Annotated in this window: 32 protein-coding genes; 21 read left to right on the top strand and 11 right to left on the bottom strand. The window is 67.8% G+C overall.

The genetic code is table 11. The features are described from left to right. The first annotated feature begins 280 nt into the window (after positions 1-280). The 14 genes from AVT10_RS15085 to AVT10_RS15020 all read left to right on the top strand — a co-directional run bounded on the left by AVT10_RS15085 (position 281) and on the right by AVT10_RS15020 (position 10710). Entirely contained in the window at positions 281-601 is a 321-nt protein-coding gene (locus tag AVT10_RS15085; RefSeq protein WP_066693404.1) for an AtpZ/AtpI family protein, read from the top strand. 38 nt (positions 602-639) lie between these two features. Continuing rightward, the gene (locus AVT10_RS15080; protein ID WP_055759728.1) at positions 640-1425 is read left to right on the top strand and encodes a F0F1 ATP synthase subunit A; all 786 of its coding nucleotides are present in this window, start codon (positions 640-642) and stop codon (positions 1423-1425) included. 40 nt (positions 1426-1465) lie between these two features. Next, positions 1466-1693 (top strand): F0F1 ATP synthase subunit C, encoded by a 228-nt coding sequence (locus tag AVT10_RS15075; RefSeq protein ID WP_055759731.1) that lies wholly within the window; start codon positions 1466-1468, stop codon positions 1691-1693. A 113-nt stretch (positions 1694-1806) separates the two neighbouring features. Further along, positions 1807-2298 (top strand): F0F1 ATP synthase subunit B family protein, encoded by a 492-nt coding sequence (locus tag AVT10_RS15070; protein ID WP_066693283.1) that lies wholly within the window; start codon positions 1807-1809, stop codon positions 2296-2298. After that, the gene (locus tag AVT10_RS15065; RefSeq protein ID WP_066693280.1) at positions 2291-2920 is read left to right on the top strand and encodes a F0F1 ATP synthase subunit B family protein; all 630 of its coding nucleotides are present in this window, start codon (positions 2291-2293) and stop codon (positions 2918-2920) included. Before AVT10_RS15070 ends, AVT10_RS15065 begins: the two co-directional genes overlap by 8 nt. After that, positions 2920-3519, top strand: a complete 600-nt coding sequence (locus tag AVT10_RS15060; RefSeq protein ID WP_066693277.1) for a DUF805 domain-containing protein — start codon at positions 2920-2922, stop codon at positions 3517-3519. Before AVT10_RS15065 ends, AVT10_RS15060 begins: the two co-directional genes overlap by 1 nt. A 72-nt stretch (positions 3520-3591) precedes the next feature. After that, positions 3592-3912 (top strand): DMT family transporter, encoded by a 321-nt coding sequence (locus tag AVT10_RS15055; RefSeq protein ID WP_066693274.1) that lies wholly within the window; start codon positions 3592-3594, stop codon positions 3910-3912. 79 nt (positions 3913-3991) lie between these two features. After that, the gene (locus AVT10_RS15050) at positions 3992-4864 is read left to right on the top strand and encodes a DUF4349 domain-containing protein (RefSeq protein ID WP_066693272.1); all 873 of its coding nucleotides are present in this window, start codon (positions 3992-3994) and stop codon (positions 4862-4864) included. A 112-nt stretch (positions 4865-4976) separates the two neighbouring features. Beyond that, complete coding sequence (locus AVT10_RS15045) at positions 4977-5915, top strand: alpha/beta hydrolase (protein WP_066693269.1); 939 nt, start codon at positions 4977-4979, stop codon at positions 5913-5915. A gap of 193 nt (positions 5916-6108) precedes the next feature. Beyond that, the gene (locus AVT10_RS15040; RefSeq protein WP_066693266.1) at positions 6109-6408 is read left to right on the top strand and encodes a hypothetical protein; all 300 of its coding nucleotides are present in this window, start codon (positions 6109-6111) and stop codon (positions 6406-6408) included. A 1-nt stretch (position 6409) separates the two neighbouring features. After that, positions 6410-7399 (top strand): oxidoreductase, encoded by a 990-nt coding sequence (locus AVT10_RS15035; protein WP_066693263.1) that lies wholly within the window; start codon positions 6410-6412, stop codon positions 7397-7399. 52 nt (positions 7400-7451) lie between these two features. After that, positions 7452-8543: a GGDEF domain-containing protein gene (locus tag AVT10_RS15030; RefSeq protein ID WP_066693260.1), complete on the top strand. Its 1092-nt coding sequence runs from the start codon at positions 7452-7454 to the stop codon at positions 8541-8543. Between the two features lie 39 nt (positions 8544-8582). Further along, positions 8583-10514: an excinuclease ABC subunit UvrC gene (uvrC, locus tag AVT10_RS15025; RefSeq protein WP_066693258.1), complete on the top strand. Its 1932-nt coding sequence runs from the start codon at positions 8583-8585 to the stop codon at positions 10512-10514. Beyond that, a complete protein-coding gene (locus tag AVT10_RS15020) occupies positions 10492-10710 on the top strand; it encodes a type II toxin-antitoxin system CcdA family antitoxin (RefSeq protein WP_066693251.1) in 219 nt (72 codons plus the stop codon). Before uvrC ends, AVT10_RS15020 begins: the two co-directional genes overlap by 23 nt. A 53-nt stretch (positions 10711-10763) precedes the next feature. Here the strand turns inward: AVT10_RS15020 and AVT10_RS18355 are convergent, their stop codons facing one another. Next, complete coding sequence (locus tag AVT10_RS18355) at positions 10764-10934, bottom strand: hypothetical protein (RefSeq protein ID WP_157092782.1); 171 nt, start codon at positions 10932-10934, stop codon at positions 10764-10766. 236 nt (positions 10935-11170) lie between these two features. Here AVT10_RS18355 and AVT10_RS15015 point away from each other — a divergent pair, with 236 nt between their 5' ends. Further along, positions 11171-12127: a polysaccharide deacetylase family protein gene (locus tag AVT10_RS15015; protein ID WP_066693245.1), complete on the top strand. Its 957-nt coding sequence runs from the start codon at positions 11171-11173 to the stop codon at positions 12125-12127. Further along, a complete protein-coding gene (locus AVT10_RS15010; protein WP_084401767.1) occupies positions 12124-13035 on the top strand; it encodes a GNAT family N-acetyltransferase in 912 nt (303 codons plus the stop codon). Before AVT10_RS15015 ends, AVT10_RS15010 begins: the two co-directional genes overlap by 4 nt. Positions 13036-13039: 4 nt before the next feature. On the opposite strand, the gene AVT10_RS15005 is transcribed toward AVT10_RS15010, so the two are convergent. Then, positions 13040-13276, bottom strand: a complete 237-nt coding sequence (locus AVT10_RS15005) for a hypothetical protein (RefSeq protein WP_126013406.1) — start codon at positions 13274-13276, stop codon at positions 13040-13042. Between the two features lie 14 nt (positions 13277-13290). Beyond that, positions 13291-13590: a hypothetical protein gene (locus tag AVT10_RS18350; RefSeq protein ID WP_126013403.1), complete on the bottom strand. Its 300-nt coding sequence runs from the start codon at positions 13588-13590 to the stop codon at positions 13291-13293. A 39-nt stretch (positions 13591-13629) separates the two neighbouring features. On the opposite strand from AVT10_RS18350, the gene recO reads away from it, so the two are divergent. From recO to AVT10_RS14990, 3 genes are all read left to right on the top strand, one after another. Then, positions 13630-14361 carry a DNA repair protein RecO gene (gene recO / locus AVT10_RS15000; protein ID WP_066693238.1) on the top strand — a complete coding sequence of 244 codons (732 nt, stop codon included), beginning with the start codon at positions 13630-13632 and terminating at the stop codon, positions 14359-14361. 63 nt (positions 14362-14424) lie between these two features. Then, positions 14425-15468 (top strand): 3-isopropylmalate dehydrogenase, encoded by a 1044-nt coding sequence (gene leuB / locus AVT10_RS14995; RefSeq protein ID WP_066693401.1) that lies wholly within the window; start codon positions 14425-14427, stop codon positions 15466-15468. 105 nt (positions 15469-15573) lie between these two features. Continuing rightward, positions 15574-16686: a glycosyltransferase family 2 protein gene (locus tag AVT10_RS14990; protein ID WP_066693236.1), complete on the top strand. Its 1113-nt coding sequence runs from the start codon at positions 15574-15576 to the stop codon at positions 16684-16686. 209 nt (positions 16687-16895) lie between these two features. Here the strand turns inward: AVT10_RS14990 and AVT10_RS14985 are convergent, their stop codons facing one another. Next, complete coding sequence (locus AVT10_RS14985; protein WP_066693233.1) at positions 16896-18128, bottom strand: glycosyltransferase family 39 protein; 1233 nt, start codon at positions 18126-18128, stop codon at positions 16896-16898. Positions 18129-18377: 249 nt separating this feature from the next. Here AVT10_RS14985 and AVT10_RS14980 point away from each other — a divergent pair, with 249 nt between their 5' ends. Both AVT10_RS14980 and AVT10_RS14975 read left to right on the top strand, forming a co-directional pair. After that, positions 18378-19601, top strand: coding sequence for an SAM-dependent methyltransferase (locus tag AVT10_RS14980; RefSeq protein WP_066693230.1), 1224 nt, complete (start codon positions 18378-18380; stop codon positions 19599-19601). Positions 19602-19744: 143 nt separating this feature from the next. After that, complete coding sequence (locus AVT10_RS14975; protein ID WP_066693227.1) at positions 19745-20161, top strand: hypothetical protein; 417 nt, start codon at positions 19745-19747, stop codon at positions 20159-20161. Here AVT10_RS14975 and AVT10_RS14970 read toward each other — a convergent pair. From AVT10_RS14970 to AVT10_RS14940, 7 genes are all read right to left on the bottom strand, one after another. Then, a complete protein-coding gene (locus AVT10_RS14970; RefSeq protein WP_066693224.1) occupies positions 20116-20865 on the bottom strand; it encodes a helix-turn-helix domain-containing protein in 750 nt (249 codons plus the stop codon). The genes AVT10_RS14975 and AVT10_RS14970 overlap by 46 nt on opposite strands. Before the next feature lie 215 nt (positions 20866-21080). Further along, positions 21081-21350 (bottom strand): HPr family phosphocarrier protein, encoded by a 270-nt coding sequence (locus AVT10_RS14965; protein ID WP_066693222.1) that lies wholly within the window; start codon positions 21348-21350, stop codon positions 21081-21083. Continuing rightward, positions 21347-21754, bottom strand: a complete 408-nt coding sequence (locus AVT10_RS14960; RefSeq protein ID WP_055761511.1) for a PTS sugar transporter subunit IIA — start codon at positions 21752-21754, stop codon at positions 21347-21349. Before AVT10_RS14960 ends, AVT10_RS14965 begins: the two co-directional genes overlap by 4 nt. 23 nt (positions 21755-21777) lie before the next feature. Continuing rightward, positions 21778-22671, bottom strand: a complete 894-nt coding sequence (gene rapZ / locus AVT10_RS14955) for an RNase adapter RapZ (RefSeq protein ID WP_066693220.1) — start codon at positions 22669-22671, stop codon at positions 21778-21780. Then, complete coding sequence (locus AVT10_RS14950; RefSeq protein ID WP_066693218.1) at positions 22668-23090, bottom strand: HPr kinase/phosphorylase; 423 nt, start codon at positions 23088-23090, stop codon at positions 22668-22670. The genes rapZ and AVT10_RS14950 overlap by 4 nt, the downstream gene beginning before the upstream one ends. Beyond that, the gene (locus tag AVT10_RS14945) at positions 23087-24658 is read right to left on the bottom strand and encodes a sensor histidine kinase (RefSeq protein WP_066693216.1); all 1572 of its coding nucleotides are present in this window, start codon (positions 24656-24658) and stop codon (positions 23087-23089) included. Before AVT10_RS14945 ends, AVT10_RS14950 begins: the two co-directional genes overlap by 4 nt. 158 nt (positions 24659-24816) lie before the next feature. Next, on the bottom strand, positions 24817-25527 hold the full coding sequence (locus AVT10_RS14940; protein WP_066693213.1) for a response regulator transcription factor: 711 nt from the start codon (positions 25525-25527) through the stop codon (positions 24817-24819). Positions 25528-25620: the final 93 nt, after the last annotated feature.

Raw genomic sequence — 25620 nt, 5'->3', positions numbered from 1 at the left:
ATGATGACGGTTGCGGTATCGTTGTTCAGCTCAATCACCTCCTTTGCGGCCGATGTGTCGACCGCAAGGCTGGTGTAGTCATATTCCCGGGGCAGCCAAGCAAATGAACGGGTAGCGATGCTCTCTGCCCCCTTGGCGCCGCTTCGTTCATCGTCCCGAAAGGTTTCCGCGCGAACGCTATGGTTGACTCGAAACCGTCACCTTCCTAAAGCGCGCCTGCCTTGGCGGGCTCGCCATCCGGCGCATATCCGGCCCGACCGAAAGGTCATGGGAGGGGATGATGGCGGAGAACGAGCCCGGACTAGACCCCTTGCCCGAAGATCCCCGGATCACCTCGCTCGACGCGCGGCTGAACCAGGCGAAAAAGGACGAGGCGATCCGGACCGGCCAGGCGCGCGACGAAGCGGGGGACAAAAACTACCGCCTCGGCAACCGCGTGCTGGCCGAACTGGTGGGCGGAATGGTCGGGGGGGCGGTGATCGGGGGGACCCTCGACTATCTGCTCGGCACCTCGCCATGGCTCCTGCTCGTGCTGCTCTCCCTCGGGATCGTCAGTGCGTTCAGGAATATCATCAGGATTTCGAACCGGCGTCCGGACTGACAGTCCTCGGGCGCCTTGGCATATCGGGGCGAAGCGACGTGGCGCAGGCAGGCAAGATCGATCCGATGCACCAGTTCGAGGTGCAGACGATCTTCAACATTCCCCTGGGCGATCACGTCCTGCCGTTCACCAATTCGGCGCTGTGGATGATCGTCGCGGCGGTCGCGCTGTTCGTGTTCATGATCGGCGGCATGAAGCAGCAGCAGGTGCCCGGTCGCTGGCAGATGGCGGTCGAGGGCTTTACCGGCTTCATCGACAAGCTGCTCGCCGCGAATATCGGGCATGAAGGACGCAAGTACCTTCCGTACGTCTTCTCGCTGTTCATGTTTATCCTGTTCGCGAACGTCGTCGGCCTGCTGCCGTTCGGTCTGGTCGGGCTGCACCCCTTCACCGTCACCAGCCACTTCACCGTGACCGGCGTCCTTGCCATTGCCAGTTTCTCGATCGTGCTGGTCGTCGGTCTGTTCAAGCATGGTCTCCGTTTCTTCAGCCTGTTCGCGCCGAAGGGTACGCCGATCCCGGTGCTGCTGCTGGTCGCGCCGATCGAGTTCGTGTCGTTCATGGTCCGCCCGTTCAGCCTCGCGCTGCGACTGTTCGTGGCGATGACCGCGGGACACATCCTGCTGAAGGTGCTGGCGGGCTTCATCATCAATTCGACCGCCACCGGCGCGGGCATCGGCGTGCTGGTCAGCGTGCCGAGCTTCGCGCTGATGGTCGGCGTGTCGGCCCTCGAAATGCTGGTCGCCGGCGTGCAGGCATATGTCTTCGCGCTGCTGACCTCGCTCTACATCAACGATGCCGTGCACCTGCACGACCATCACTGATCCCAACCAACATTCAGATTTTTCCAAGGGAGTTTTCGACATGGAAGCAGACGCCATCAAGTTCCTCGGCGCCGGTCTCGCAGCCATCGGTGCCGGCCTTGCCGCACTCGGCGTGGGCAACGTCTTCGCCGCCTTCCTGCAGGGCGCGCTGCGCAACCCGTCGGCCGCTGCCGGTCAGCAGGGCAACATGTTCATCGGCTTCGCCGCCGCCGAACTTCTGGGCCTGCTGGCGTTCGTCGTCGCAGTGCTGCTGATCTTCGTCGCGTAACATGCGTGACGCCCGGCGCGGGGGGTGCCTCGCGCCGGACTCCCGGTCCGGATGACGGACCGGTTTCGGCCGGGCGATGGCGCCCGGTCGACCAGACCAATACGGGACGTTTCATGCCGCAAATCGAGCAGCTCGCCGCGACCTGGGGGTCGCAGGTCTTCTGGCTGGTGCTGACCTTCGGCATCGTGTTCCTGGTCGTGGGCCTCGGCATGGTGCCCAAGGTGCAGGGCACGGTCGACCAGCGCGACCAGGGCATCGCCGCCGACCTCGCCGCCGCCGAAGCGGCGCGTGGGCAGGCGGATGCGACCGAGGCGGCATGGCGTGCCCGCGAAAATGCCAGCCGCGAGGCTGCGCAGAAGCTGCTGGCCGAAGCCCGTGCCAAGGGCGCGGCGGCAGCGGCCGAACGGCTGGCCGCGGCCAATGCCGACATGCAGGCGCGGGTCGCACAGGCCGAAGCCGATATCGCTACCCAGCGCGGTGCGGCGATGGCGCAGGTCGAGCAGGTCGCAGCCGAAGCGGCACAGGCGATCGTCGAGCGCGTCTCGGGCGTGCGGGTCAGCGAACAGGACGCGCAGGGCGCGGTGAAGGCGGTGCTCCATGGCTAATCCCAACGTCGCCCATACCAGCCCGACGCTGAACGAAGCGATCCATGAAGAGGGCCTGCCCAAGACCGGAGCCGACGCTGTCGAGGGTTCGCATGGCAGCGCCACCGGTACGGCGCATGTCGATCCGACCGCCCTCGGGCTGAATGCGACCGCATGGGTCAGCGCCGCGATGCTGCTGTTCCTGCTGGTGCTGGTCGTGAAGGGTGTGCCCGCGCTGATCGGTCGCCTGCTCGACGGGCAGATCGCGGCGATCCGCACCCGTCTGGACGAAGCGCGCACCCTGCGTGCCGAAGCCGAGGCGCTGCGCGACGAATATACGTCGAAGATCGCTGGGATCGAGGCACAGGCCGCTGAAATGGTCGCCCACGCCGAGGCAGAAGCGCAGGCGCTGCTGGTGAAGGCGGAGGCCGACGCCGCCGAGCTGACCCAGCGTCGTGCCAAGATGGCGACCGACAAGATTGCCGCCGCCGAACGCGCCGCCATTGCCGAGGTCCGCGCGACCGCCGCCGATGCCGCTGCCAAGGCCGCCAGCACGCTGATCGCGACGCACCTGTCGGGCGATGCCGATCGCGCGCTGGTCGACCGGACCATTGCCGGTCTGGGTGGCAGCCGCCTGAACTGATGCCGTCGCACCGGACCCCGCGGTTTCAGCTCCAGCGGCTGACCCGGTGGTCCGATCGCGAGCCGCGACGGCTGTTCTGGCCGTGGGTCGCCTGCGTCATGGTGACCAACATGATCGCCGCAATGGCGGTCGGCATACCGATGTTCGTCGGCATCGCCCGCAACATGGCTGCCTTTGCAGAGGCACATCCGGAACGTGCGACCGTGACGTCGGGACCGGGGCATTATTCGGTGCAGATCGATGGGCCGGTCCCGCCGGACCTGATGTTGCAACCGATGCGCTGGTTCGTGCCGCTGGTCGCAATCGTCGCGATAGTGTCGGTCCTGTTTCTCGCCGCGGCGGTCGTGCGGCGACTGCATGATTCGGGACGGCGGGGCTATTGGGGGCTGTTGCCGCTGCCCTTCCTGGTGACCGGCATGATCGTGTTCGGGCAGTTGTTCAGCCGGATCAGGACCGGGAACGAACCACCCGATATGGCACCGTTCGCGCTGATGTTCGGCAACAACATCCTGTATCTGGCGAGCCTGGGCGTGTTGATCGTCCAGCTTAGCCGGCCAAGCGATCCCGGCCCCAATCGGTTCGGACCGCCGCTGGCCTGATTTTCCGCACGGCCTCTTTCGGGTTTCCGGCCGTGCCCTTTCCTATTCGAGCCCGCAAAAGGAGTAGGCGATATGGCATGGGCCATTCTCGCGGTTGCGGTCGTGTGTGAGATCGTGTGGGCATTGAGCCTGAAATGGGCGGCGGGGCAGGGGACGTTGCTCGCCTCCGCCGTGCCGATCACTTTGTCGTTCGTGAACATGGGGCTGCTGGCGCTGGCGATGCGCGGCATTCCGGCAGGCACCGCCTATGCGGTGTGGACCGGGCTTGGCGCGGTCGGCGTCATCATCGGCGGCGCGGTGCTGTTCGGCGAACGGATCGCGCCGGTCCAGGCGGGTTTCATGGTGCTGATCGTGATCGGCGTGGTCGGCACGAAGCTGTTCGCGCAGGGCTGACCCGCGCTCCGCATCGGAGTCGGGCGTTGACGGCGGGCGACCTCGCCGGTCATGCTCGGCCCCGATAGGGGAGCGGACGATGACCGGACAACGACTGATAGGGGCGATCGCCATTCTGGTGGCGGGCTGCAGCGGGCCGTCGCCCGAAACCCATTCGATGCAGTCGCCCACTACCGAGACGTTCGACGTCGAGGAGCCGCCGGCAGAGATGCCGTCGCCGGCCGCGACCGGTCCGAAGATCGCCTATAGCTATTCGGTCACCTATGCCTTTGATCGCAGGACCGTTGCGCAGGTGCAGGGGCAACAACTCGACCTGTGCCGCCGGCTGGGGCCTGCCCGCTGCCTGATCGTCCGGTCGTCGCTCAACACGCCGGGTCCGGACGATCATGTCGTCCATGACGAAGCGGTGCTGATGGTCGATGCGCGGCAGGCCGAGGCGCTGACCCGCCGGTTCGATGCGATCGCCGAGGCAGGTGACGCACGCCGGGCCAGCCGGCAGGTCGAGGCGGAGGACGTCACCCGGCAGGTGATCGACACCGAGGCGCGTGTCCGGGCGAAGCAGGCGCTGGCCGAACGGCTGCTCGCCATTATCCGGTCGGGCAATGGCAAGGTCGGCGACCTGGTCGAGGCCGAACGCGCCTATGCCACCACCAACGAGGAATTGGAGGCGGCGAAGGCGCAACGCGCCGAACTGGCCCAGCGGGTCGCGATGTCGAAGCTGACGATCGCCTATGCGTTCAACGACACGCCCGGCGGCAATTCGCCGGTCATGGCCAGCATCGAGGCGGCCGGGGCGACGCTGTCGACGAGCGTCGCCGCGCTGGTGACGTTCGTCGTGGCCGCCCTGCCCTGGATCGTCGTTGCCGGGCTGATGCTGTTCGGCCTGCGTCGGGTGGCCCGGCGGCGGGGCTGGCGCTGGCCGTGGCGGCGGGGCGAACGCTCCGCCGGTTGAGTCCACCGCGCGGTCGACCGGTCCGGATCAGCGTCGCGTTACCGCTAACAGGAATCGTTGGACAATGGCCGGCCGCGCAACAATACTCCCCCGATAACAAAGGGAGAGGGACATGCGAGCAATTTACGGACGCCGTGCGTTTGGCTGGGCAATCGGCGCGGCACTCGCCGCCACCGCCGCCCCGGCATGCGCGCAAAGCGACAAGATGGAGCCGATCGCGGCACCGGCGCAGCCGAATGCGATCCCGCTCAATACAGGCACGCTGCCCGGTGCGACCGCGAAGGAATCGTGGCATTCGCAATATGGCAGCACCTTTACCCGCAATGTGACCGATGCGACGCTGACCCCGTTCCTGCCCGATCCGGCGAAGGCCAATGGCACGGCGGTGATCGTGGCGCCCGGCGGCGGCTTTCGCACGCTGTCGATGTCGAACGAGGGGTGGGATGTGGCCAGGGCGCTGGCCGATCGCGGCGTCGCGGCGTTCGTCCTGAAATATCGCCTGAACCAGACGCCGGCGGACATGGCCGGGTTCGAACGGTCGATGCGCGAGATGTTCTCGGGCACCGCGCCGCGTCCACGGCCCGCGCCGGGTGCCGCCGCCAATGCGCTGGCACCGCAGATCGCCGACGCCAATGCCGCCTTCGCGCTGATCCGGTCGCGCGCCGGGGAATGGAAGGTCGATCCGAACCGCATCGGCATGATCGGCTTTTCCGCCGGCGCGATGCTAACCATGGCGACGACCCTGTCGAACGGTCCGGCCAGGCCGGCGTTCATCGGCGACGTCTATGGCCCGCTGGCCGCGATGGGGCCGGTGCCCGCCGACGCCCCGCCGTTGTTCGTCGCCATCGCCGCCGACGATCCGTTCTTTGCCAACAGCGGCTTCGGCCTGATCGAATCGTGGAAGGCGGCCAAGCGCCCGGTCGAGTTCCACCTGTATGAACAGGGCGGCCACGGGTTCGGCATGTACCAGAAGCCGACGACCAGCACAGGTTGGTTCGACGCCTTTGCGCGGTGGATGGACATGCATGGCTGGCTGAAGCGCGCGGGGTAAGGGCGGGCGCCGCAACCTTTCCCGTCACCCCGGGCTTGACCCGGGGTCCCGCTGCCTTTCCCGCAGCAGAAGAAGCGGGACCCCGGATCAAGTCCGGGGTGACGGGGGGCGAACCGATCACCCACCCGCTTGGCGACGACCCGCCGGAACGCTAAGTCCTTGTGCGGGCGACCAAGCCCAAGGAGGGATTGTCATGAAGTTCCTGTTCACCGCCGCCGCGTTGCTGGCGATGCCGCTGGCCGCATCGGCGCAGACCGCCCCGGCGCCTGCGCCGGCCGCAGCCAAGCTGACCATCGACAGCAGCATCGAAACCATCGCCGCCAATCCGAAGGGCAAGGCGATCCTCGACGCGCAGTTCCCGGGGATGCTCGCGCATGAATCCTATCCGATGTTCAAGGGGATGAGCCTGAAGCAGGTCCAGCCCTACGCCCAGGGCCGGATCACCGACGAACAGGTGGCGAAGGTCGCCGCCGAACTGGCGAAGCTGAACTGACATGGTGCGCGTCGGCCTGATCGGGTTCGGCCTGGCCGGCGCGTCGTTCCACGCGCCGCTGATCGCGTGCGTGGAGGGGATGGAGCTGGCGGCGATCGCGACCTCGCGGCCGACCGAGCGCTTTGCCGGCGCGGTGCGTCACGCCGATCCGATGGCGCTGATCGACGACGACAGCCTCGACCTGATCGTCATCGCTACCCCCAATGACAGCCATGCCCCGCTGGCGCAGGCGGCACTGGCCGCCGGGCGGCACGTCGTCGTCGACAAGCCGCTGGCGACCGACGATGCCGATGCCGTCGCGCTGGTCCAGCTGGCGCGCGGCACGGGGCGGTTGCTCAGCGTATTCCACAATCGCCGCTGGGACAGCGATTTCCTGACCGTCGAACGGCTGTTGCGCGACGATGCGCTGGGCGAGGTGCAGCTGGCCGAATTGCGCTGGGACCGGTTCCGCCCGGCGATCAAGCCGGGCTGGCGCGAGGAGGGCGGTCCGGGCAGTGGGCTGCTGAACGACCTGGGGCCGCACATGATCGATCAGGCGATCCGCCTGTTCGGCATGCCCGATGCGGTGGCGGGGGACGTCACGACGCAGCGCGACGGTGCCGGCGTCGACGATTATTTCGAGATCGTGCTGCGCTACGGTGCGCGCCGTGTGACGATCGGTTCGGCGTCGCTGGTCGCCGCACCGCGCCCGCGCTTTGCGCTGCACGGGACGCGGGGCAGCTTCGTGAAATTCGGCATCGACCCGCAAGAGGCGGTGCTGCGTGCCGGCGGCATGCCGACCGATAGCGGCTATGGCATCGAACCCGACAGCCAATGGGGCGTGCTGACCGACGCCCAAGGGACTGCGCGGTCGGTCCGGTCGGAAGCGGGCGACTGGCGCGGGTTCTACCGCGCGATGCGCGACGCGATCCGGGGGGAGGGCGACGTGCCGGTCGATCCGGCCGACGCCGTGCGCGGCCTGCGCATCATCGAAGCGGCGCGGGCGGGGTAGAAAATCCTGTAGTGATCGGCTGTTAACGAACATCGTCTAATCCGGTTGGGCGATGTTCGATCTTCCCGACCTGGCGACGCTGCGCCAATGCAGCATCCTGTGCAGTGCCGCCTATACCGTGGTGTTCTTTTCCATGGCCGGGCGCCGCGCATGGTATCTGTATTGGGGCTGGGGATCGGGCAGCTATTGCGCGGCGCTGGTGCTGGCCGCGCTGGTCGGGGAACCCGTCCCGCTGATGATCCAGCCGTTGTTCGACGGTGTCCTCGCCCTGTCGATGGCGCTGGTGCTGGGCGGCGTGCGGCGCTTCGACGGACAGCGCGGCATCGCGCTGTGGATGTGGGGCGTGATCGCGGCGACCGCGATCATCCCGACCATCGTGACCCTGGTGTTCGGGACGGCGCCCGTCGCATCGGCGATGTGGTCGCTGGTCGGTGCCGGATGCGCGTTTGCCTTTGCCATGCCGCTCGTCCGCAATCGCGCGACCGATGGGACGGCGCGGCCGCGGCGGATCGCCGGGGCGATGCTGCTCATCTATGTTCCGATCTACCTGACCGGCGCGATCGGCGCGCTGGTGCCGCAGGCGATCGGCGCGCATCTGGCGATGGTGCCGTTCCTCGCCGATCAGCTGCTGTTCGGTGCAGCCAATCTGACGCTGTTGTGGATTCCGGCATCGCATTCGCAGCAGCAGCTGCGCGACATGGCGCTGCGTGATCCGCTGACCGGCGTGTGGAACCGCGCCGCGCTGGCGGCGGGCGCGGCCGAGCTGCTGGTGCCGGGGCGGGTCGCGCTGCTGATCGATGTCGACCGGTTCAAGGCGATCAACGACCGCCATGGCCACGGCGTCGGCGACCGGGTGCTGGTCGCGATCGCGACCGGCCTGCAACGCAGCGTCGGCGGCGATTTCGTCGCGCGGCTGGGCGGGGACGAGTTTCTGGTCGTCACCAGCGCCGCCGATCCGCTGATCGCCGCCGAACAGATCCGCCTGCGCGCCGGTCGCGGCGAGCCGGGGCTGCCGGCCTGGACGCTCAGCATCGGCGCGGCGCGGATCGAGGCCGGCGACCGATCGATCGACGACGTGATCCAGCGCGCCGACCTGCTGATGTACCGCGCCAAGGATTTGGGCCGCACGCCCGCCGCGGCATGACGCTGGCGCTTGGCGGGCGCACTCCCTAAATCGGGCGCGATGTCGGAAACGCCCAACGCTCCCAACCGCTTCCACGAGGACAAGGCCAGCTTCACCGTGCGCGGGTCGGACGCGCCGGATATCGACGCCGGCGTCGCCGCGATCCGCAACGTGCTGGCGACGCTGCCCGCGCGGCCCGGCGTGTACCGGATGCAGGATGCGCGCGGCGAGGTGCTGTATGTCGGCAAGGCGCGCGCGCTCAAGAACCGTGTCGCCAACTATACGCAGGTGTCGCGCCTGACGAAGCGGTTGCAGCGCATGGTCGCGCAGACCCGGTCGATGACGATCGTCACGACCAATAACGAGGCGGAGGCGCTGCTGCTCGAAGCGCAGCTCATCAAGCGCTATCGCCCGCCGTACAACGTGCTGCTGCGCGACGATAAGTCGTTCCCGTTCATCCTGCTGCGCGCCGATCATGAATTTCCGCGCATTCAGAAGCATCGCGGCGCGCGGCGGGCGAAGGGTAACTACTATGGCCCATTCGCGTCCGCCGGATCGGTGACGCAGACGCTGAACGCGTTGCAGAAGCTGTTCCTGCTGCGCTCCTGCACCGACGGCTTCTTCAAGACCCGCGACCGGCCGTGCCTGCTGTACCAGATCAAGCGCTGCTCGGCGCCGTGCGTTGGGCGGATCGATCAGGCCGCCTATGCCGAGCTGATTGCGGACGCGAAGGACTTCCTCGCCGGCAAGTCGACCAAGGTGCAGGCGAAGCTGGGCACGCAGATGCAGGCGGCGGCGGAGGCGATGGACTTCGAACTGGCCGCCGTGCTGCGCGACCGGTTGAAGGCGCTGACCTTCATCCAGGGTTCGCAGGCGATCAACGCGGACGGCGTCGGCGATGCCGATATCTTCGCCATGGCCTGTCGTGAGGGGACGATCGGCATCCAGGCCTTCTTCATCCGCGGCGGCCAGAATTGGGGCCATCGCAGCTTCTTCCCCGCGCACACCAACGACGTGCCCGAGGACGAGGTCATGGCCGCCTTCCTGATGCAATTCTACGAAGAGGTGCCGCCGCCGCGCAACGTGTTCGTCGACCGCGACCTGGCCGAAGCGCCGGTGCTGGCCGAGGCGATGGCCGAACGCGCCGGGTTCAAGGTCGCGCTATCGGTGCCGCAGCGCGGTGTCCGCCGCCGGCTGCTCGACCAGGCCAAGCGCAATGCGGAGGAGGCGCTGGAGCGCCGAAACGCGGAATCGACGACGCAGGCGAAGCTGCTGCGCGAGGTCGCCGACCTGTTCGAGTTGGAAGGGCCGCCCGACCGGATCGAGGTGTACGACAACAGCCATATCCAGGGCACCAATGCGCTGGGCGCGATGGTCGTCGCCGGGCCGGAGGGGTTCCGCAAGGGGCAGTATCGCAAGTTCAACATCAAGCAGGCGCAGACCAACGACGACTTCGCGATGATGAAGGAGGTGCTGACCCGCCGCTTCGCCCGTGCGCAGGAGGAAAATCCGGATCGCGAGACCGACCGCGACGGCAATGGCTGGCCCGACCTCGTCCTGATTGACGGCGGCAAGGGCCAGTTGAGCGCGGCCAAGGCGGTGCTGGAGGACCTCGGCATCGAGGATGTCTGCATGGTCGGCGTGGCGAAGGGGCCGCATCATGGCCGCGAGGGGCGCGAGGTGTTTCACCTGATGGACGGGCGCGAACTGACGCTGCCGGTCAATTCACCGGTGCTGTTCTACCTCCAGCGGCTGCGCGACGAGGTTCACCGCTTCGTCATCGGCGCACACCGCGACAAGCGGGCCAAGGCGATGGGGGCCAGTCCGCTCGACGACGTGCCCGGCATCGGCCCGGCGCGGAAGAAGGCGTTGCTGATGCACTTCGGCACCGCCCGCGCGGTGCGCAACGCCAGTCTGGAGGACCTGCAAAAGGCGCCAGGGGTGAGCAAGGCAATGGCACAGGGGGTCTATGACTTCTTCCACGCCCGGTAAGGTCGCAATCGATCCCGCGCTGTTCGAACGGGCACGGGCCGCTGGCGTCGACGTCGCCGCGACCTGCCACGCGGCGTTGCTCCGCGCGATCGAGGAGGCGACGCACGCCCGGCTGCGCGCGGAAACGGCGACCGCGATCGCCGAATGGAACGATTGGGCCGGGTCGCCCGAATATCCCCCGTCACCCCGGCCTTGAGCCGGGGTCCCGCTTCTACTCTTCCTTCGCCGTCGCAAAGCGCGGTGGCGACGTCACCCGATCCCCCGCTGGATGAAACTGCGGATCGCCTGCCAGCGAACCGCTTCGCCCGCGTCACCCCGCTTGCCCGCGCGGACGCTGCGCGATCCGGCGACATCCTGGGCCGCCCGGCCGTGACGCGCCACGAGAAAAATGGCGTCGGTGCGGTCGATATCGTCGATCATCCATTCCTCCGGTCAGAAAGTTACGCGGCTAACGACGTCCTGACAGGTCCTGTTCCCGCCGGTCCAGCCCGGAATGTCGCCGGGTTTCCGCATGGTTTCGGTACGGCGCGGTAACAAAGTGCGTAAAGTCTGCAACACCGTGGTTAACGAGCCATTGGTACGTGGCGTACAATTTATTCGTGCGCCCGGTGCGGGCTTTATGGGATGTTTACGCCCATCGGTGCAGGACCTCTTTTATGGCAACGCCGGTATTCCTGACGATCGACACCGAATTGATGTGGCGGCACCATGCCGCCGACCTGTCGGCGTCGACCGTCATTGCCCGCTCGCTCGAACCCGCCGGGGTCGGCGTGACGTGGCAGCTGGAGCGGCTGCGCGCCCATGGATTGAAGGCGTGCTTCTTCGTCGATCCGCTGCCCGCGAAGCTCTATGGCATGGCGGCGATCGCGCCGACCGTGGAGGCGATCCTGGCCGGGGGGCAGGAGGTCCAGCTGCATCTCCACCCCAATTGGGTCGGTGCGGCGGTCGGTGATCGGGGGCAGGCGCATGGCCGGTTCGAACTGGTCGACCTGTCGCGGCAGGAGCAGCAGGATCTGCTGGGCGAGGCGCGCGACCTGCTGCAAGCCTGCGGTGCGCCCGAACCGGTCGCCTTCCGCGCGGGCAGCTACAGCGCCAACGACACGACCATCGACGCGCTGGCCGCATTGGGCTTCGCCTATGACAGCAGCCATAACGGCGCGCATCATCCCTGGCCCAGTGCCATCACCCTGTCGCCCGACCTGATCGCACCGGTCGCGCATCGTGGGCTGGTCGAGCTGCCGGTCACGACCATCGCGATGCCCGGCGGCGGGCGGCGGCATTTCCAGATTTGCGCGCTGTCGGCCGCCGAGATGCGAGCCGCGCTGACCTACGCCGCCCGCCACGACCATGCGGCGGTGACGATCGTTAGCCACGGCTTCGAACTTGCCAACCGGCAGGGGACACGTGCCAACGGCGTCCATGTCCGCCGGTTCGAGGCGCTGTGCCGCACGTTGGCCGAACGCGCCGACGCGCTGCCCACCACCCATTTCCGCGACCGCCCGGCGCTCCGCCTGGGGCAGGACGACCGGCCGCTGCCCGCCAATGCCCTGCGCACGCGGTGGCGGCAGGTCGAACAGCTCTGGTCGAACTGGGTCGAGGAGCGCGCGGCGTGACGAGCGCCCAGTCTTGGCCGCTCAAATTCCAGATCGGCGCGCGCACGCTCTTTTCGATCCGCCGCCGGCTGGTGCGCGTGCCGCTGGAACTGCGCGACGTGCTGTCGGGCGACGCGCCCGCCTTGCCGCCGCTGCCGCCGGGGGCGGACGGCTGGTCGGTGACGTCGCTGCCCGAACCGCTGGTCGATGCGATGCTGTCGACCAGCCCGATCGCCTTCGTTCGGCAGCGTTACACCCGCTATCACACCGACCTGACGATCGGTTTCGACGCGTGGTTCGCCGGCCTGTCGGGCAATGCCCGCTCCGGCCTGAAACGCAAGGCGAAGAAGCTGGCCGAGGCGAACGAAGGCAGCCTCGACGTCCGCACCTATCGCACGGCGCAGGAACTGGCCGAGTTCCACGGCATCGCCCGCCAGGTGGCCGAGCGGACCTATCAGGAAAAGTTGCTCGGCGCCGGCTTGCCCAACGACATCGCCTTCCGTGCCGCGATGCAGGGCAGGGGCACGCGCGGCGAGGCGTTCGGCTGGCTGCTGTTCGTCGGGGGTTCGCCCATCGCCTATCTCTACTGCCCGATGACCGGCGGCGACGTGCGCTACGACTATGTCGGCCACGATCCCGCCTGGAGCGAATGGTCGCCGGGCAGCGTGCTGCACATGGAGGCGTTCCGCACCCTGTTCGACGAACCCGCGGCGCAGCGGTTCGATTTTACGGAAGGCGAGGGACAGCACAAGCGCCAGTTCGCGACCGGTGGTACGGCGTGTGCCGACCTGCTGCTGCTGCGCGGGTCGCTCGGCAATCGGGCGACGGTGAAAGCGTTGCGGGCGTTCGATGGCGGTGTCGAGCGGGCGAAGCGGGCGCGGGATTGGCCGGTGCTCGGCAAGGCGATGCACCGGCTGCGTCGGGGCTGAACCGCTACATCGCGCTGAAGATACAGTAAGCGAGGATCGGCACGCCGATCGTCGCGATCATCAATATCAGGCCGTGATCGCCGTCGCGTCGGTTCGTCGGGTCGCTCTCGACGACCCGGGTACGAAACCGGTTCGAAAAGAAATGATCGGGTTCGCTGTTGAGATAGACCGGCGGCTGCGGTGCATCGGCCGCGCGCTCGCTGGTGGTGCCCGACACGGGCTTGGAAACGGGATCTGACATGGTGCGGATTCCATCTATTCGATGCGGGAAACGGCGCGACGCACCGATCCCAAACAAAGATCGAATAAACCCCGAACTCGGACGGCGAACCGTTCCGAGTTCGGGCTACCCGCGTGCGGCGAGTTGGCCGGCGTGATTGAGAAAACGCTGATATGCTCGGCAAGCATCCATTTCACGAATATTGGAAATAAGAGCAGGTTAGTCAACAAGACTTTGTAGCCGATTTTCTGATTTCCATCAGGATTTGATGGCGATATTTTGCGCTGCATCATTCGGCGACGATTTTTGTTGAGCTGGTCGCGGATCGAATTCAAGACGTGGGATCGCTGGCAAACCCCTGCTAGACCCACCCCATGCACCTCAACACCACCGCCATCCTCCTCTCCGTGCGCCCGCACGGCGAACATGGTGCGGTCGTGCGGGTGCTGACCGAACATGCTGGCGTCCAGCCCGGTTACGTCCGCGGCGGGCGCAGCCGGGCGATCCGGCCGGTGCTGCAACCGGGCAACCTGATCCGCGGCGACTGGCGCGCGCGGACCGATACGCAGCTGGCGGCGCTGACCGTCGAACTGGTCGAAAGCCGCGCGCCGCTGTTCGCCGAGCCGTTGGCCGCCGCCGCGATCGACTGGATGTGTGCGCTGACCGCTTATGCCCTGCCTGAGGCGCAGCCCTATCCGCGCATCCATGCCGCGCTCGACGGGTTGTTCGCGGCCATCGCCGCGGCGCCGGGTGCGCGCGACTGGGTCGGGGCGCTGGTGCGGACCGAGTTGCTGATCCTGTCCGAACTGGGCTTCGGCCTGTCGCTCGACGAATGCGTCGCGACCGGGGTGACCGACGACCTGACCCATGTCAGCCCCAAGAGCGGCGGCGCGGTATCGCGGGCGGCGGCGGTCGGCCTCGAACACCGCCTGCTGCCGCTACCCGCCTTCCTGATCGAAGGGGGCCGGGCCGACTGGGCGGCGGCGTTCGACGGGCTGACGCTGTCGGGCCATTTCCTGTCGCGCGATTTGCTGGGGCTGAAGGGGCAGGACGTGCTGGCGGCGCGCACCCGGCTGGTCGAGCGGCTGAAAAGGACGGTTGCGTGAGCATGGCCGGTTGGGGCAGAGGCGTCCGCGCGTAATCTTCGTGCGCGAACGACGGATGATATGATGGCTTTGATCGCGATACTGCCCGGCGACGGGATCGGACCGGAAGTGGTGGCAGCGGCGCGCCAAGTGCTGGATGCGCTCGATCTCGGGCTGACGTTCGAGGAAGCACCGGTCGGCGGCGCGGCCTATCGCGCCCATGGCCATCCGCTGCCGCCCGCGACGCTCGATCTGGCCAAGCGTGCCGATGCCGTCCTGTTCGGCGCGGTCGGCGATCCCGAATTCGACAATGTCGCGCGCGAACATCGTCCGGAACAGGCGATCCTCGGCCTGCGCAAGGAACTGGGCCTGTTCGCCAATCTGCGCCCGGCCAAGCTGTTTGCGGGGCTGGAGGACGCCTCCGCGCTCCGCCCCGAAGTCGCCGCCGCGATCGACATGGTGATCGTGCGCGAGCTGACCGGCGACGTCTATTTCGGTGAGAAGGGCCGGGGCACGACGGCGGACGGCCTGCGCGAGGGCCATGACCTGATGCGCTATGACGAGGCGGAGGTCGCCCGCATCGCCCGCGTCGCGTTCGAGACGGCGCGCACCCGCAACCACCGGCTCTGTTCGGTCGACAAGGCCAACGTCCTCGAAACCTCGCAGCTATGGCGCGATGTGGTGATCGAAGTCTCGGCCGACTATCCCGATGTCGCGCTGACCCACATGTATGTCGACAATGCCGCGATGCAGCTGGTGCGCAATCCGGGCCAGTTCGACGTGATCGTCACCGGCAATTTGTTCGGCGACATATTGTCCGATCAGGCGAGCATGTGCGCCGGGTCGATCGGCATGCTGCCCTCCGCCGCGATCAATCAGGACAGGAAGGGCCTGTACGAACCGATCCACGGCTCGGCCCCCGATATCGCGGGCCAAGGCAAGGCGAACCCGCTGGCGACGATCCTGTCGGCGGCGATGATGCTGCGCCATTCGCTGGGGGAAGCGGATGCGGCCGACCGCATCGAGGCAGCGGTGACCGCCGCGCTGGTCGCTGGACACCGCACCCCCGACCTGGGCGGGACCGCGACGACGCAGGACATGACGAACGCGGTGCTGGCGGCGTTGTGATCCCGTTGCGGCGCCGTATCCCCGCGCAGGCGGGGATCTAGGGCCACGAAGGACGTCATCCGTGGCACTGGACCCCCGCCTGCGCGGGGGTACGATAGCGGGGATATGACCCCCCTCGACCTCGCCATCGTCGTGCCCGTATTCAACGAACGCGGCAACGTGCCGCTGCTCGTCGCCGCGCTCGACGCGGCGTTGGCCAGCATCGCGTGGGAAGCGATCTTCGTCGACGACGACAGCCCCGACGGCACCGCCGATGTCGCACGCGCCATCGCCCGCCATGACCCGCGCATCCGTGTGATCCAACGGATCGGCCGGCGCGGCCTGTCGAGCGCCTGTATCGAGGGGATGTGCGCCACCGCTGCGCCGCTGGTCGCGGTGATCGACGGCGATCTGCAGCATGACGAGACGCTGTTGCCGCGCATGGCGGCGGCGCTGACCGCCGACCCCGCGCTCGACCTGGTGATCGGCTCGCGCTTCGTCGCCGGCGGCGGGACCGGGGCATGGGACGCCGACCGCGTCGCCAAATCGGCGCTCGCCACCCGCCTGTCGCGCCGCGTGCTGAAGGCCGATCTGTCCGACCCGATGAGCGGCTTCTTCATGATCCGGGGCGAGGTCGTGCGCCGCGTCGTGCCGCGGCTGTCGGGGATCGGCTTCAAGATCCTGCTCGACATCCTGACCGCCGCGCCCCAGCCGCTCAAATTCGTCGAGCTGCCCTATGTGTTCCGCACCCGCGCGGTGGGGGAGAGCAAGCTCGACCATGTCGTCGCGCTCGAATATCTGATCGCGCTCTACGACCGGATGTTCGGGCGGGTGGTGCCGGTGCGCTTCGTCATGTTCTCCGCGATCGGCGCGGCGGGGGCGATCGTCCATCTCGCGGCGCTGGGGCTGCTGCTCGAACTGGGCGCAGGCTTCATCGCGGCGACGATCGTCGCGACGGTGGCGGCGATGACGTTCAATTTCTTCCTGAACAACCACCTGACCTATCGCGACCGGCGGCTGCGGGGGCCAAGGGCGCTGCTCGACGGCTGGGTATCGTTCTGCGCGGTATGTTCGGTCGGCGCGGTCGCCAATGTCGGGGTCGCGGCGTTCCTGTACGATGTGCGCGGCGGGGCGTGGGCGCTGCCGGCGCTGGCGGGAATCGCGGTCGGCGCGGTGTGGAATTTCGCGCTGTCGTCGCGGTTTACGTGGGGGCGGTACGGGCGGAAGCGCTCGGCCTAGTTTTCGCACCGAAGCGGGCGGAAGAGCAGGATTTTCGCGCAGAGGCGCAGAGTACGCAGAGAGGTTGCGATCGGGAGACGGCGCCTCCCTGTCCATTACGGTTAAGCGCCGCAGTCGCGGCAGCTGCAACCCCTCTGCGTCCTCTGCGCCTCTGCGCGAACAAACTCCTACTTTTCTCCGCGCCTCCGCGCCTCCGCGTGAACCCAATTCTAACGCCAGCTATCCAACCACATCCACCGGTTGAACGCCTGCGGCCCCGACAGCGGCGCGGCGGAGATGATCGGGTAGAAATACACGAACAGCATCAGCACCGGCAGCGCGAACCACTCGTTCGCCCGTGCGAAACGTCCCTTCGCATAAGCATGGAACGCCGCCGCCAACGCGAGGCACAACCAGATGCTCGACAGATGGTAATAATAATAGAAGCCGAGCGACTTGGGGATCACCGCCCACACCGCCAGCGATCCGACCCACAGCAGCCCAACCCCCAGCAACGCCCGCGATCGCCGCCGCCATCCGGCCCACAGGCACGCCGCCACCGCGACCAGCCCGCCCCACATGATCGCCGGATTGCCGAGCAGCAGCACGCCGCGCTGCACACCGTTATCGGGTTCGTAGAAATACCAGATCGGCCGGATCAGCAGCGGCCAGCTCCACCAGCTCGACTGATAGGGATGCGGCGCCAGTATCTGCGTCTGTCGCTGGTACATCTCGACCTGGAACGGGATCAGCCGCGACAGCGTCAGCGGGTCCTGCGCATAGAAGAAGGCGGGCGCGAAGGTCGCCAGATAGGTGCCGACACTCACCAGCCCGAACAGCGCCAGCGCGGGGAACAGCGACAGCCCCGGCCAGTAATCGCGCTGATCGCTCTTGCCCCAAATCAGCAGCAGCCCGGCGCCCGCAACATAGGGAATCGCTGCCCATTTGACCCCGACCGCCAGCCCGAACAGCACCGCCGACAGGGTAAGGCGCAACGCCGGCCGCCCGCGCATCGACCATAGCAACGCGGCGATGGCGAGCGTGGTGAACGCGCCCAGATACACCTCCAGCATCGCGGTGCGCGCCTCGATCAGCAGCGTCTGGTTCAGCATCGCCAGCCCCGCCCCGAACGCCGACACCGGCGTCCGCCGGAACAGCAGTTGCAGGCAGGCGAACACCCCCAGCACCGTCGCGGTCCCCGCCAGCGTGCCGAAGATCCGCCACCCCCACGGAGTATCGCCGAACAGCGCGATGCCCGCGGCGATGAACGCCTTCGCCACCAGCGGATGTTCGGTATTCGCCGGATAGGCCAGCGCCAGCAACGTCCTTGCGGCGGGCACGTAATGCACCTCGTCGAACGACAATTTGCCCGGTCGCCCGAGGCCCCACAGGAACAGCAACTGCGCCACGCATGCGATCAGCAGGGCGGTGGTCCATGGGCGATCGCGCAGGCGGGAGAGCATGGGGCGGCGGTGTAGCGGAAGCGGGCGGACCTGCAAATCCTCCCCGGAACGGGGAGGGGGACCGTCGTCGAAGGCGATGGTGGAGCGTGCGGGCGGCGCAACGCGGCGGTTCCGTATGCGGACACCCCCTCCACCATGCTCCGCATGGTCCCCCTCCCCGTGCCGGGGAGGGTCTCAAAGCTCCCTGCCGGGGAGGATCGCAACGGTTCGCCCATCACTTGCCACATTCCGTCCGTATTGGACCGAGCCATGGCACTGATCGACACGTTCCTCGCCCGTACCGTCCGCCGCGGTACGCTCTCGCTCACCCATGCCGATGGCCGCACCGTTACCTTCGGCACCGCCGATCCGGCCTTTCCCGACGTCGCGATCCGCTTCACCCAGCCCGGCGTGGCGGGGCGCATCGTCCGCCATCCCGCGCTGGGCGCGGCGGAGGCGTATATGGACGGCGAACTGGTCATCGACCGCGGCGACATTCGCGATCTGGTCGAGCTGCTGACGTCCAACACCCCCTGGGGCCGGGGCAGCGGCCTTGCTCCGTCGCTGCCGATCCGCCTGTTCGACGCGGTCCGTCACCGGGTCGACCGGGTCAATATGGCCCGCCGGTCGAAACGCAACGTCGCGCATCATTACGACCTGTCCGACCGGCTCTACGCGCTCTTCCTCGACACCGACCTCCAGTATAGCTGCGCCTATTTCACCGATCCCGCCAACAGCCTCGAACAGGCGCAGGCGGACAAGAAGGCGCATATCGCCGCGAAACTGGCGCTGAAGCCCGGCATGCGCGTGCTCGACATCGGCTGCGGCTGGGGCGGGATGGCGCTGTACCTGCATGAAAAGACCGGCGCGGAAGTGCTGGGCGTCACCCTGTCCGAAGAGCAGATCAAGGTCGCCCGCCGCCGCGCGGAGGAAGCCGGCGTCGCCGACAAGGTGAAGTTCGAACTGATCGACTATCGCGCCGTCACCGGCCGGTTCGACCGGATCGTGTCGGTCGGCATGTTCGAACATGTCGGCCCGCCGCAATACGGCACCTTCTTCCGCAAGTGCCGCGAACTGCTGACCGACGACGGCGTCATGCTGCTGCACACCATCGGGCGGATGGGCGTGCCGGGCGTCACCGACACCTTCACCACGAAATACATCTTCCCCGGCGGCTACAACCCGGCGCTGTCGGAAATCGTGCGCGGTTATGAAGGGACCAAGCTGATCGCGACCGATATCGAGGTGCTGCGCGTCCATTATGCGCTGACCATCGACCATTGGTACGATCGCACGGTGGCGGCGAAGGACCAGATCGTCGCGCTGTACGACGAGAAATTCTACCGCATGTGGACCTTCTACCTCGCCGGCGCGGCGGCCGCCTTCCGCCATGGCGGCATGGTCAACTACCAGGTCCAGCTCACCCGCAACCGCCTGTCGCTGCCGCTGACCCGCGATTACATGCTGGAGGAAGAGCGCCGTTTGCGGGGATAGGCTGTCGCCTGCTTCTCTCGTCACCCCGGGCTTGACCCGGGGTCCCGCTTCTCCAGCAACAATGATTGCGAAGCGCCACCCCGGATCATGTCCGGGGCGACGGCGAGGCTTGTCGCATGGAACTCAATCGGCAACGATGCGCCATGGCCTTGTTCGCATGGATTTCCCGGCGATATGCAACGTCGATCAAACCTGACGGCTTCGGCCAAGGCCTGCTCGACGACCTGCGCTGGATCTGGCGCGTGCGTCGTTATCGGCAGCTCACCATGACTTGGCGCGCGCCAACCCCCGACGAAGAAGCCGCGATCATCGCCGACCCACTGCTCGGGCGGTTCGGCGACGATACGATCGGCATCGCGGAGATCGACGGCTTGCGCTGCATCGTCCGCGATCGCGACTGGTTCGGCTGGCCCGATCCGCCGCGCTTCGTGTTCTTCGCGATGGCGGGGGATCGGGTCGCAGCGGCAGCGGACTTCAACGATTGGCCATCCTGCTGGACGCCGGCGCCGCCCGACTATTCGATCGTGACCCCGACGACCTTCCACTCGCCGCCCTCCTGATTCACCGTCACCGTCTCGATCTTCTCGCCACCGGTCGCGAAGCGGGTGCGGAACTTGAGCATTTCGACGCCGGCGGGCGGCACGGGAATGGTTTCCTGCTCCTGCAAGGTCCGCGACACCACCGCGCCCAGCGGCGGGCGGACGCGCTGCGACACCTCGCTCCACACCTGTTCGCTGTTCAGCTTGCGAAACGCCGCACCGAAACGGGCGTAACTCTCGCTCCACCGCCCGGCATCGACCAACTCGAGGAACTGGCGCGCGGCATCGGGGGCCGCGGTGGCGGGGGCGGTCGTGGCGGCCGGCGGGGCCTGGGTCGCACCGGGCATCAGGGTCAGGGCCAGCAGGCCGAGGGCGAAGGTCATCAGCATCACTCCGATCAGAACCGGCAGCCGGCGCCGCGCCGGTGCCGCGCCGTCGTCCGGCGCCTGTCCGACATCGTTCGCCGCGCTCCTCGCGTCCTCCCCGGTTCTTTCGTCCCCCAGATTTTCGGGGGTCTCGGCATCCAGCAACAGCCGGGCCGCCTCACGGCTGCTCGACACCATCAGCTTGCGCCGCGCGTCCCGCAGCCGTTCGTTGATGGTATGGACCGACAGCCCCAGCGTCACCGCGACCGACTTCGCATCATGCCCACGCACGATCAGGCGCAGCGTCTGCTTTTCCTTTTCGGTCAGGGCGTCGATGCCCTGTCTGGCCGGCATGGTCATGGCGTTCGGCCTATGGCCGGGGCGGGGGAGGGGCCACCCCTAAAAATTTGGGAAAGGCGGTTAGCCGTTCTTCGCCCCGCCCTCCCATAAGCCTCGCCCCAGCGCAGGCTGGGGCATCGAGCGGCTCCTGTAGCGCCCTATCACTAGGAGATCCCAGCCTTCGCTGGGATGACGTGCGGGGCGGGGTAACGGTGGGAAGCAGTTCGCCCGCCCGCTCAATCCTCGCCGAAGCGATCCTCGACCAGCTGGCACAACTGCCCCACCACCGCCTCGGCACCGTCGCCCGACGCGCTGATCGTGATATGGTCGCCCTTGGCGGCACCCAGCATCATCAGGCCCATGATCGACGTGCCGGTCACCCGCGATCCGTCCTTTTCGACGCTCACCTCGATCGGGGCGGCGGCGGCCATCGTCACGAACTTGGCGCTCGCGCGCGCGTGCAGCCCGCGGCGGTTGGTGATCTGGACGGTGCGGGTGACGCTCACGCCGCCGCCTCGCCCAGCACTTCGCTGGCGACAGAGATGTACTTGCGCCCCGCCTCGCGCGCGGCGGCGACGGCTTCGGCGACCTTCATCGCCTTGCGTGCGCCGCCCAACCGGATCAGCATCGGCAGGTTGATGCCGGCGATCACCTCGATCCGGCCGGTTTCCATCAGCGAGATGGCGAGGTTGCTGGGGGTCCCGCCGAACAGGTCGGTCAGCACGATCACGCCCTGACCGGCATCGACATCGGCAATCGCCTTGGCGATGTCGGCGCGGCGCTCCTCCATATCGTCCTCGGGACCGATACAGACCGTGCCGATCCGCTCCTGCGGACCCACGACATGTTCCATCGCCACGACGAACTCCTCGGCAAGACGTCCGTGCGTCACCAAAACCAGGCCGATCATGTTCGTCGTCGTTCCTACATCCGTCATGGCGCCTGCTTCGCGCCTTCCAGCGAATCCTGCGGCGCGGTGCCCAGGTCGCGATGGTGTATCGTGGGCGAAAATCCTTGTGCGCGCAACCATGCGCCCATCCGTTCGGCGACATGGACCGACCGGTGCCTACCGCCGGTACAGCCGAACGCGATGGTGACATAGGATTTCCCCTCCGCGCGGTAGCGGGGAAGGAGGGTCAGCAGCATCGTCTCGAACGAAGCGATCGCCGCGTCATACGCCGGATCGGCCTGCACATAGGCCGCGACATCGGGGTCCAGCCCCGTACCCGGCCGCAGCACCGGGTCCCAGTGCGGATTGCGCAGGAACCGCATGTCGAGCACGATATCGGCGTTGCGCGGCACCCCGCGCGAAAAGCCGAACGACAGCACCGACAGTACCGGATCGCTGCTGTCCGGCTCGGCAAAGGTCTCGCGCGTCCATTGCGCCAGATCGGCACGAGAGAAATTGGTGGTGTCGAGCAACCGGTTGGCGAAGGCGCGTAAGGGTTCGAGCACCTCGCGCTCGCTCTCGATCCCATCGGCGGCGGTGCGGTCGCTGGCCAGCGGATGCCGTCGCCGCGTCTCGTTGTAACGGCGCTCCAGCTCGGCCTGGCTGCTGTCGAGGAACAGCACGCTGACCCCGAAATCGGGCCGGGCGCGGATCGCGGCGACGATCTGTTCGGCATCGAAGCCGCGCGTGCGGGTGCCGATGCCGATCGCGAGCGGCCGGTCGGCATCGGCCGGGCTGGCGGCGATCAGGTTGCCGAGCAGGCGCAGCGGCAGGTTGTCGACAATGTCCCAGCCGCTGTCCTCCAGCGTCTTGAGCACCGTCGATTTTCCCGCGCCGGACATGCCGGTGACGAGCAGGATGGAGGCGTGACGCATCATCGGGCGATCCTGTCGAGCATGAGGTGGAGTCGGGCCGGGGCCGATGCCTCCAGCAATGCCATGGTATAGGCGGGCAGCGCTATGCCCGCGACGACATGGGTCATAGCCTCGGGCATCCGCTCGGGCGTGCCGGATGCGATCCACAGCGCAACCGGCACATCGCGGACATAGGGGCGTTCGACGATACCGATCCCGCGCACCTCGATCCGCCCGGCGATGGTCGCGGGCGGCGCGGCGCGCAGCACACCGTCCCGCGCCGTCAGCAACGTATAGTCGTCGCTGACCAGCATCGCGCCGGCATCGATCAGCCGCAGCGTCAGGTCGGACTTGCCCGCCCCCGACGGCCCGGCGATCAGCACGCCCCGCCCGTCGATCGCGACGCACGAGGCATGCACGGTTTGCGGAGGCTCGTCGCTCATGCGCCGGCCACCGGCAGCTGCACGACGAAGCGCGCGCCGTCGCGGTGGTCCCTGCGTGATTCTGCGGCGATCATACCGCCATGCCCTTCGACGATGGTCCGCGCGATGGCAAGGCCAAGGCCGGAATGTCGTCCGAAAGCCTCGTCGCCCGGTCGCACCGAATGGAAGCGGCGAAACACCGCCTCGCGCTGTTCGGGGGGGACGCCCGGGCCTTCGTCGACCACCTCGATCTCGATCAGGTCGCCGTCGTTGGTGCCCGCGATCCTCACCGTGCCGCCGGGGGGCGAGAAGGAGATGGCATTGTCGATCAGATTGGCGAACACCCGCTCCAGCCGCGCACCCTCGCCATGCACCACCAGCGGCTCGTCCGGGTCGAAATGCAGCGTCACGCCGCGCGCGATCCCGCGTTCGGTGCGATAGGCGACCAGCGCGCCGATCAGCGCGCCCAGATCGACCGCCTCGAACTTCGCCCGTGCCAGCTGCGCATCCAGCCGCGACGCGTCGGAGATATCGGTAATCAGCCGGTCGAGCCGGTGCACATCGTCCTGCACGATTGCCAGCAGCTGCGCGCGCAGCTCGGGGTCCTTGACCGCACCCAACCCGTCGACCGCCGACCGCAGCGAGGCCAGCGGGTTCTTCAATTCGTGCGTCACATCGGCGGCGAAGGCTTCGGTCGCGTCGATCCGGCTGCGCAGCGCGCTGGTCATGTCGGACAGTGCGCGGGCGAGCATCCCGATCTCGTCGCGGCGGCTGGGCAGGCGCGGCACGACGACCTCGCGCGCGCGACCGAGCCGCACCCGGATCGCGGCGCGGGCCAGCATCCGCATCGGCCGGACGATGGTGCGCGCAAGGAACAGCGACAGCAGCACCGACAGCAGAAACGCGACCGCCAGCACCAGGCTCAACCGCGCCCGCTCGGTCCTGACGGTCGAGGTGATGTCGCGCGCGTTGACCGTCGCCATCAGCACCCGATCCTCGGGCAGCGGCGCGGCGGCGGTGACCACCGGCGTCCGGTCGGGCGCGCGCCACACGCTCGCCGCCGTGCCGCCGGTGGTGCGCACCGTCACCACATCGGGCCAGCGCAGGCCGCGCCCGGGGGCACGTTCGCGGTACAGCGGGTCGCGGTCGTTGCCGACCACCGTATCGATCCCGGCGTCGAGCGCGCGGGCGGCATCCTGTTGCCAGCCGTCCTTGTCCGGGTCGACCAGCTGGAAATTGCGCACGCCCAGCGCGCGGCTGTCCGCCACCAGCCGCCCGCGCCGGTCATAGATGCGCAGCCGCAGCCCCGACTTGCGCGCGAAATTGACCATCTCGTCGGTGCGGTCGTCGGGCGGCAGCAGCGCCAGCGCCTCGGCGATCAACCGCACCTCGCGCTCGGCCTGCGCCACCCGTCCGTCGACGATCCGCGCGCGATAGCTGTCGAGATAGAAGAACCCGCCCGCCAGCAGCGCGAGCGCGAAGATGTTCACGAACAGGATGCGCGGGGTGAGCGACACCCGGCCCGACCAGCGCAGCGACAGCGCGCCTTCGTCGACCGGCAGGTCCTCGGGCGGATCAGCGGGGGGCATGGTGGCGTGCCCTCACGCGCCGACGTACCCCCGCGCAGGCGGGGGTCCAGAGCCAAGCAATACCGCCGGGTGCGTACGGGGCCCTGGACCCCCGCCTGCGCGGGGGTACGGCTACATGGCGGAAAGCAGGCGAGCGATCGCCGCCGACCAACCCCACCCTATTCGTCCGAAAACCGATACCCCGCGCCATACAGCGTCTCGATCGCATCGAATTCCTTGTCGACCTGCCGGAACTTGCGGCGCAACCGCTTGATATGGCTGTCGATCGTGCGGTCGTCGACATAGATGTCGTCCTGATAGGCGGCGTCCATCAACTGGTTGCGCGTCTTGACGATGCCGGGGCGGCTGGCGAGCGTTTCGAGGATCAGGAACTCGGTCACGGTCAGCGTGACGTTCTCTCCGTTCCACGTCACCTTGTGCCGCGCCGGGTCCATCGCCAGCCGCCCGCGCTCCAGTACCGCCTGCGGGCTCCCCTCGGGACTGCCCGGCTCGCCGGCCTGCGCCGGTTCGGCGCGGCGCAGAATGGCGCGGATGCGCGCGATCAGCAGGCGCTGCGAAAACGGCTTGGCGATATAGTCGTCGGCACCCATGGCAAGGCCGAGCGCCTCGTCCAGCTCGTCGTCCTTGCTGGTCAGGAAGATCACCGGCAACCGGCTCTTTTCCCGCAACCGCCGCAGCAGCTCGAGGCCGTCCATCCGCGGCATCTTGATGTCGAGTACCGCCAGGTCGGGCGGATTCTCGGCAAAGGCCTTCAGCGCAACCTCGCCGTCCGAATAGACCCGCGTGACGAACCCTTCGGTCTGCAACGCGATCGACACCGACGTCAGGATGTTACGGTCGTCATCGACCAGCGCGATCGTCGCGGTCATGCCACAAGGTCCATCTGCATCACGCTCGACGGTTAGGGGAAAGGGGGCGAACGCTCAATCCCCGAGCCGGCAGCGAGGGACATTCGTTCTTTG

Source organism: Sphingomonas hankookensis, from assembly GCF_001619955.1.
GTDB lineage: Bacteria > Pseudomonadota > Alphaproteobacteria > Sphingomonadales > Sphingomonadaceae > Sphingomonas > Sphingomonas hankookensis_A.
Note: the sequence above shows the minus strand (reverse complement) of the source record. Positions and strands in the feature narration are given on the sequence as shown.

What these genes read in the sequence shown, in the direction of transcription:
- AVT10_RS15085 (WP_066693404.1), top strand. Translation starts at nt 281, where the DNA reads ATGGCGGAGAACGAGCCCGGACTAGACCCCTTGCCCGAAGATCCCCGG.
- AVT10_RS15075 (WP_055759731.1), top strand. Translation starts at nt 1,466, where the DNA reads ATGGAAGCAGACGCCATCAAGTTCCTCGGCGCCGGTCTCGCAGCCATC.
- AVT10_RS15070 (WP_066693283.1), top strand. Translation starts at nt 1,807, where the DNA reads ATGCCGCAAATCGAGCAGCTCGCCGCGACCTGGGGGTCGCAGGTCTTC.
- AVT10_RS15065 (WP_066693280.1), top strand. Translation starts at nt 2,291, where the DNA reads ATGGCTAATCCCAACGTCGCCCATACCAGCCCGACGCTGAACGAAGCG.
- AVT10_RS15060 (WP_066693277.1), top strand. Translation starts at nt 2,920, where the DNA reads ATGCCGTCGCACCGGACCCCGCGGTTTCAGCTCCAGCGGCTGACCCGG.
- AVT10_RS15055 (WP_066693274.1), top strand. Translation starts at nt 3,592, where the DNA reads ATGGCATGGGCCATTCTCGCGGTTGCGGTCGTGTGTGAGATCGTGTGG.
- AVT10_RS15050 (WP_066693272.1), top strand. Translation starts at nt 3,992, where the DNA reads ATGACCGGACAACGACTGATAGGGGCGATCGCCATTCTGGTGGCGGGC.
- AVT10_RS15045 (WP_066693269.1), top strand. Translation starts at nt 4,977, where the DNA reads ATGCGAGCAATTTACGGACGCCGTGCGTTTGGCTGGGCAATCGGCGCG.
- AVT10_RS15040 (WP_066693266.1), top strand. Translation starts at nt 6,109, where the DNA reads ATGAAGTTCCTGTTCACCGCCGCCGCGTTGCTGGCGATGCCGCTGGCC.
- AVT10_RS15035 (WP_066693263.1), top strand. Translation starts at nt 6,410, where the DNA reads ATGGTGCGCGTCGGCCTGATCGGGTTCGGCCTGGCCGGCGCGTCGTTC.
- AVT10_RS15030 (WP_066693260.1), top strand. Translation starts at nt 7,452, where the DNA reads ATGTTCGATCTTCCCGACCTGGCGACGCTGCGCCAATGCAGCATCCTG.
- uvrC (WP_066693258.1), top strand. Translation starts at nt 8,583, where the DNA reads ATGTCGGAAACGCCCAACGCTCCCAACCGCTTCCACGAGGACAAGGCC.
- AVT10_RS15020 (WP_066693251.1), top strand. Translation starts at nt 10,492, where the DNA reads ATGACTTCTTCCACGCCCGGTAAGGTCGCAATCGATCCCGCGCTGTTC.
- AVT10_RS18355 (WP_157092782.1), bottom strand. Translation starts at nt 10,934, where the DNA reads ATGATCGACGATATCGACCGCACCGACGCCATTTTTCTCGTGGCGCGT.
- AVT10_RS15015 (WP_066693245.1), top strand. Translation starts at nt 11,171, where the DNA reads ATGGCAACGCCGGTATTCCTGACGATCGACACCGAATTGATGTGGCGG.
- AVT10_RS15005 (WP_126013406.1), bottom strand. Translation starts at nt 13,276, where the DNA reads ATGTCAGATCCCGTTTCCAAGCCCGTGTCGGGCACCACCAGCGAGCGC.
- recO (WP_066693238.1), top strand. Translation starts at nt 13,630, where the DNA reads ATGCACCTCAACACCACCGCCATCCTCCTCTCCGTGCGCCCGCACGGC.
- leuB (WP_066693401.1), top strand. Translation starts at nt 14,425, where the DNA reads ATGGCTTTGATCGCGATACTGCCCGGCGACGGGATCGGACCGGAAGTG.
- AVT10_RS14990 (WP_066693236.1), top strand. Translation starts at nt 15,574, where the DNA reads ATGACCCCCCTCGACCTCGCCATCGTCGTGCCCGTATTCAACGAACGC.
- AVT10_RS14985 (WP_066693233.1), bottom strand. Translation starts at nt 18,128, where the DNA reads ATGCTCTCCCGCCTGCGCGATCGCCCATGGACCACCGCCCTGCTGATC.
- AVT10_RS14980 (WP_066693230.1), top strand. Translation starts at nt 18,378, where the DNA reads ATGGCACTGATCGACACGTTCCTCGCCCGTACCGTCCGCCGCGGTACG.
- AVT10_RS14975 (WP_066693227.1), top strand. Translation starts at nt 19,745, where the DNA reads ATGGCCTTGTTCGCATGGATTTCCCGGCGATATGCAACGTCGATCAAA.
- AVT10_RS14970 (WP_066693224.1), bottom strand. Translation starts at nt 20,865, where the DNA reads ATGACCATGCCGGCCAGACAGGGCATCGACGCCCTGACCGAAAAGGAA.
- AVT10_RS14960 (WP_055761511.1), bottom strand. Translation starts at nt 21,754, where the DNA reads ATGATCGGCCTGGTTTTGGTGACGCACGGACGTCTTGCCGAGGAGTTC.
- rapZ (WP_066693220.1), bottom strand. Translation starts at nt 22,671, where the DNA reads ATGATGCGTCACGCCTCCATCCTGCTCGTCACCGGCATGTCCGGCGCG.
- AVT10_RS14950 (WP_066693218.1), bottom strand. Translation starts at nt 23,090, where the DNA reads ATGAGCGACGAGCCTCCGCAAACCGTGCATGCCTCGTGCGTCGCGATC.
- AVT10_RS14945 (WP_066693216.1), bottom strand. Translation starts at nt 24,658, where the DNA reads ATGCCCCCCGCTGATCCGCCCGAGGACCTGCCGGTCGACGAAGGCGCG.
- AVT10_RS14940 (WP_066693213.1), bottom strand. Translation starts at nt 25,527, where the DNA reads ATGACCGCGACGATCGCGCTGGTCGATGACGACCGTAACATCCTGACG.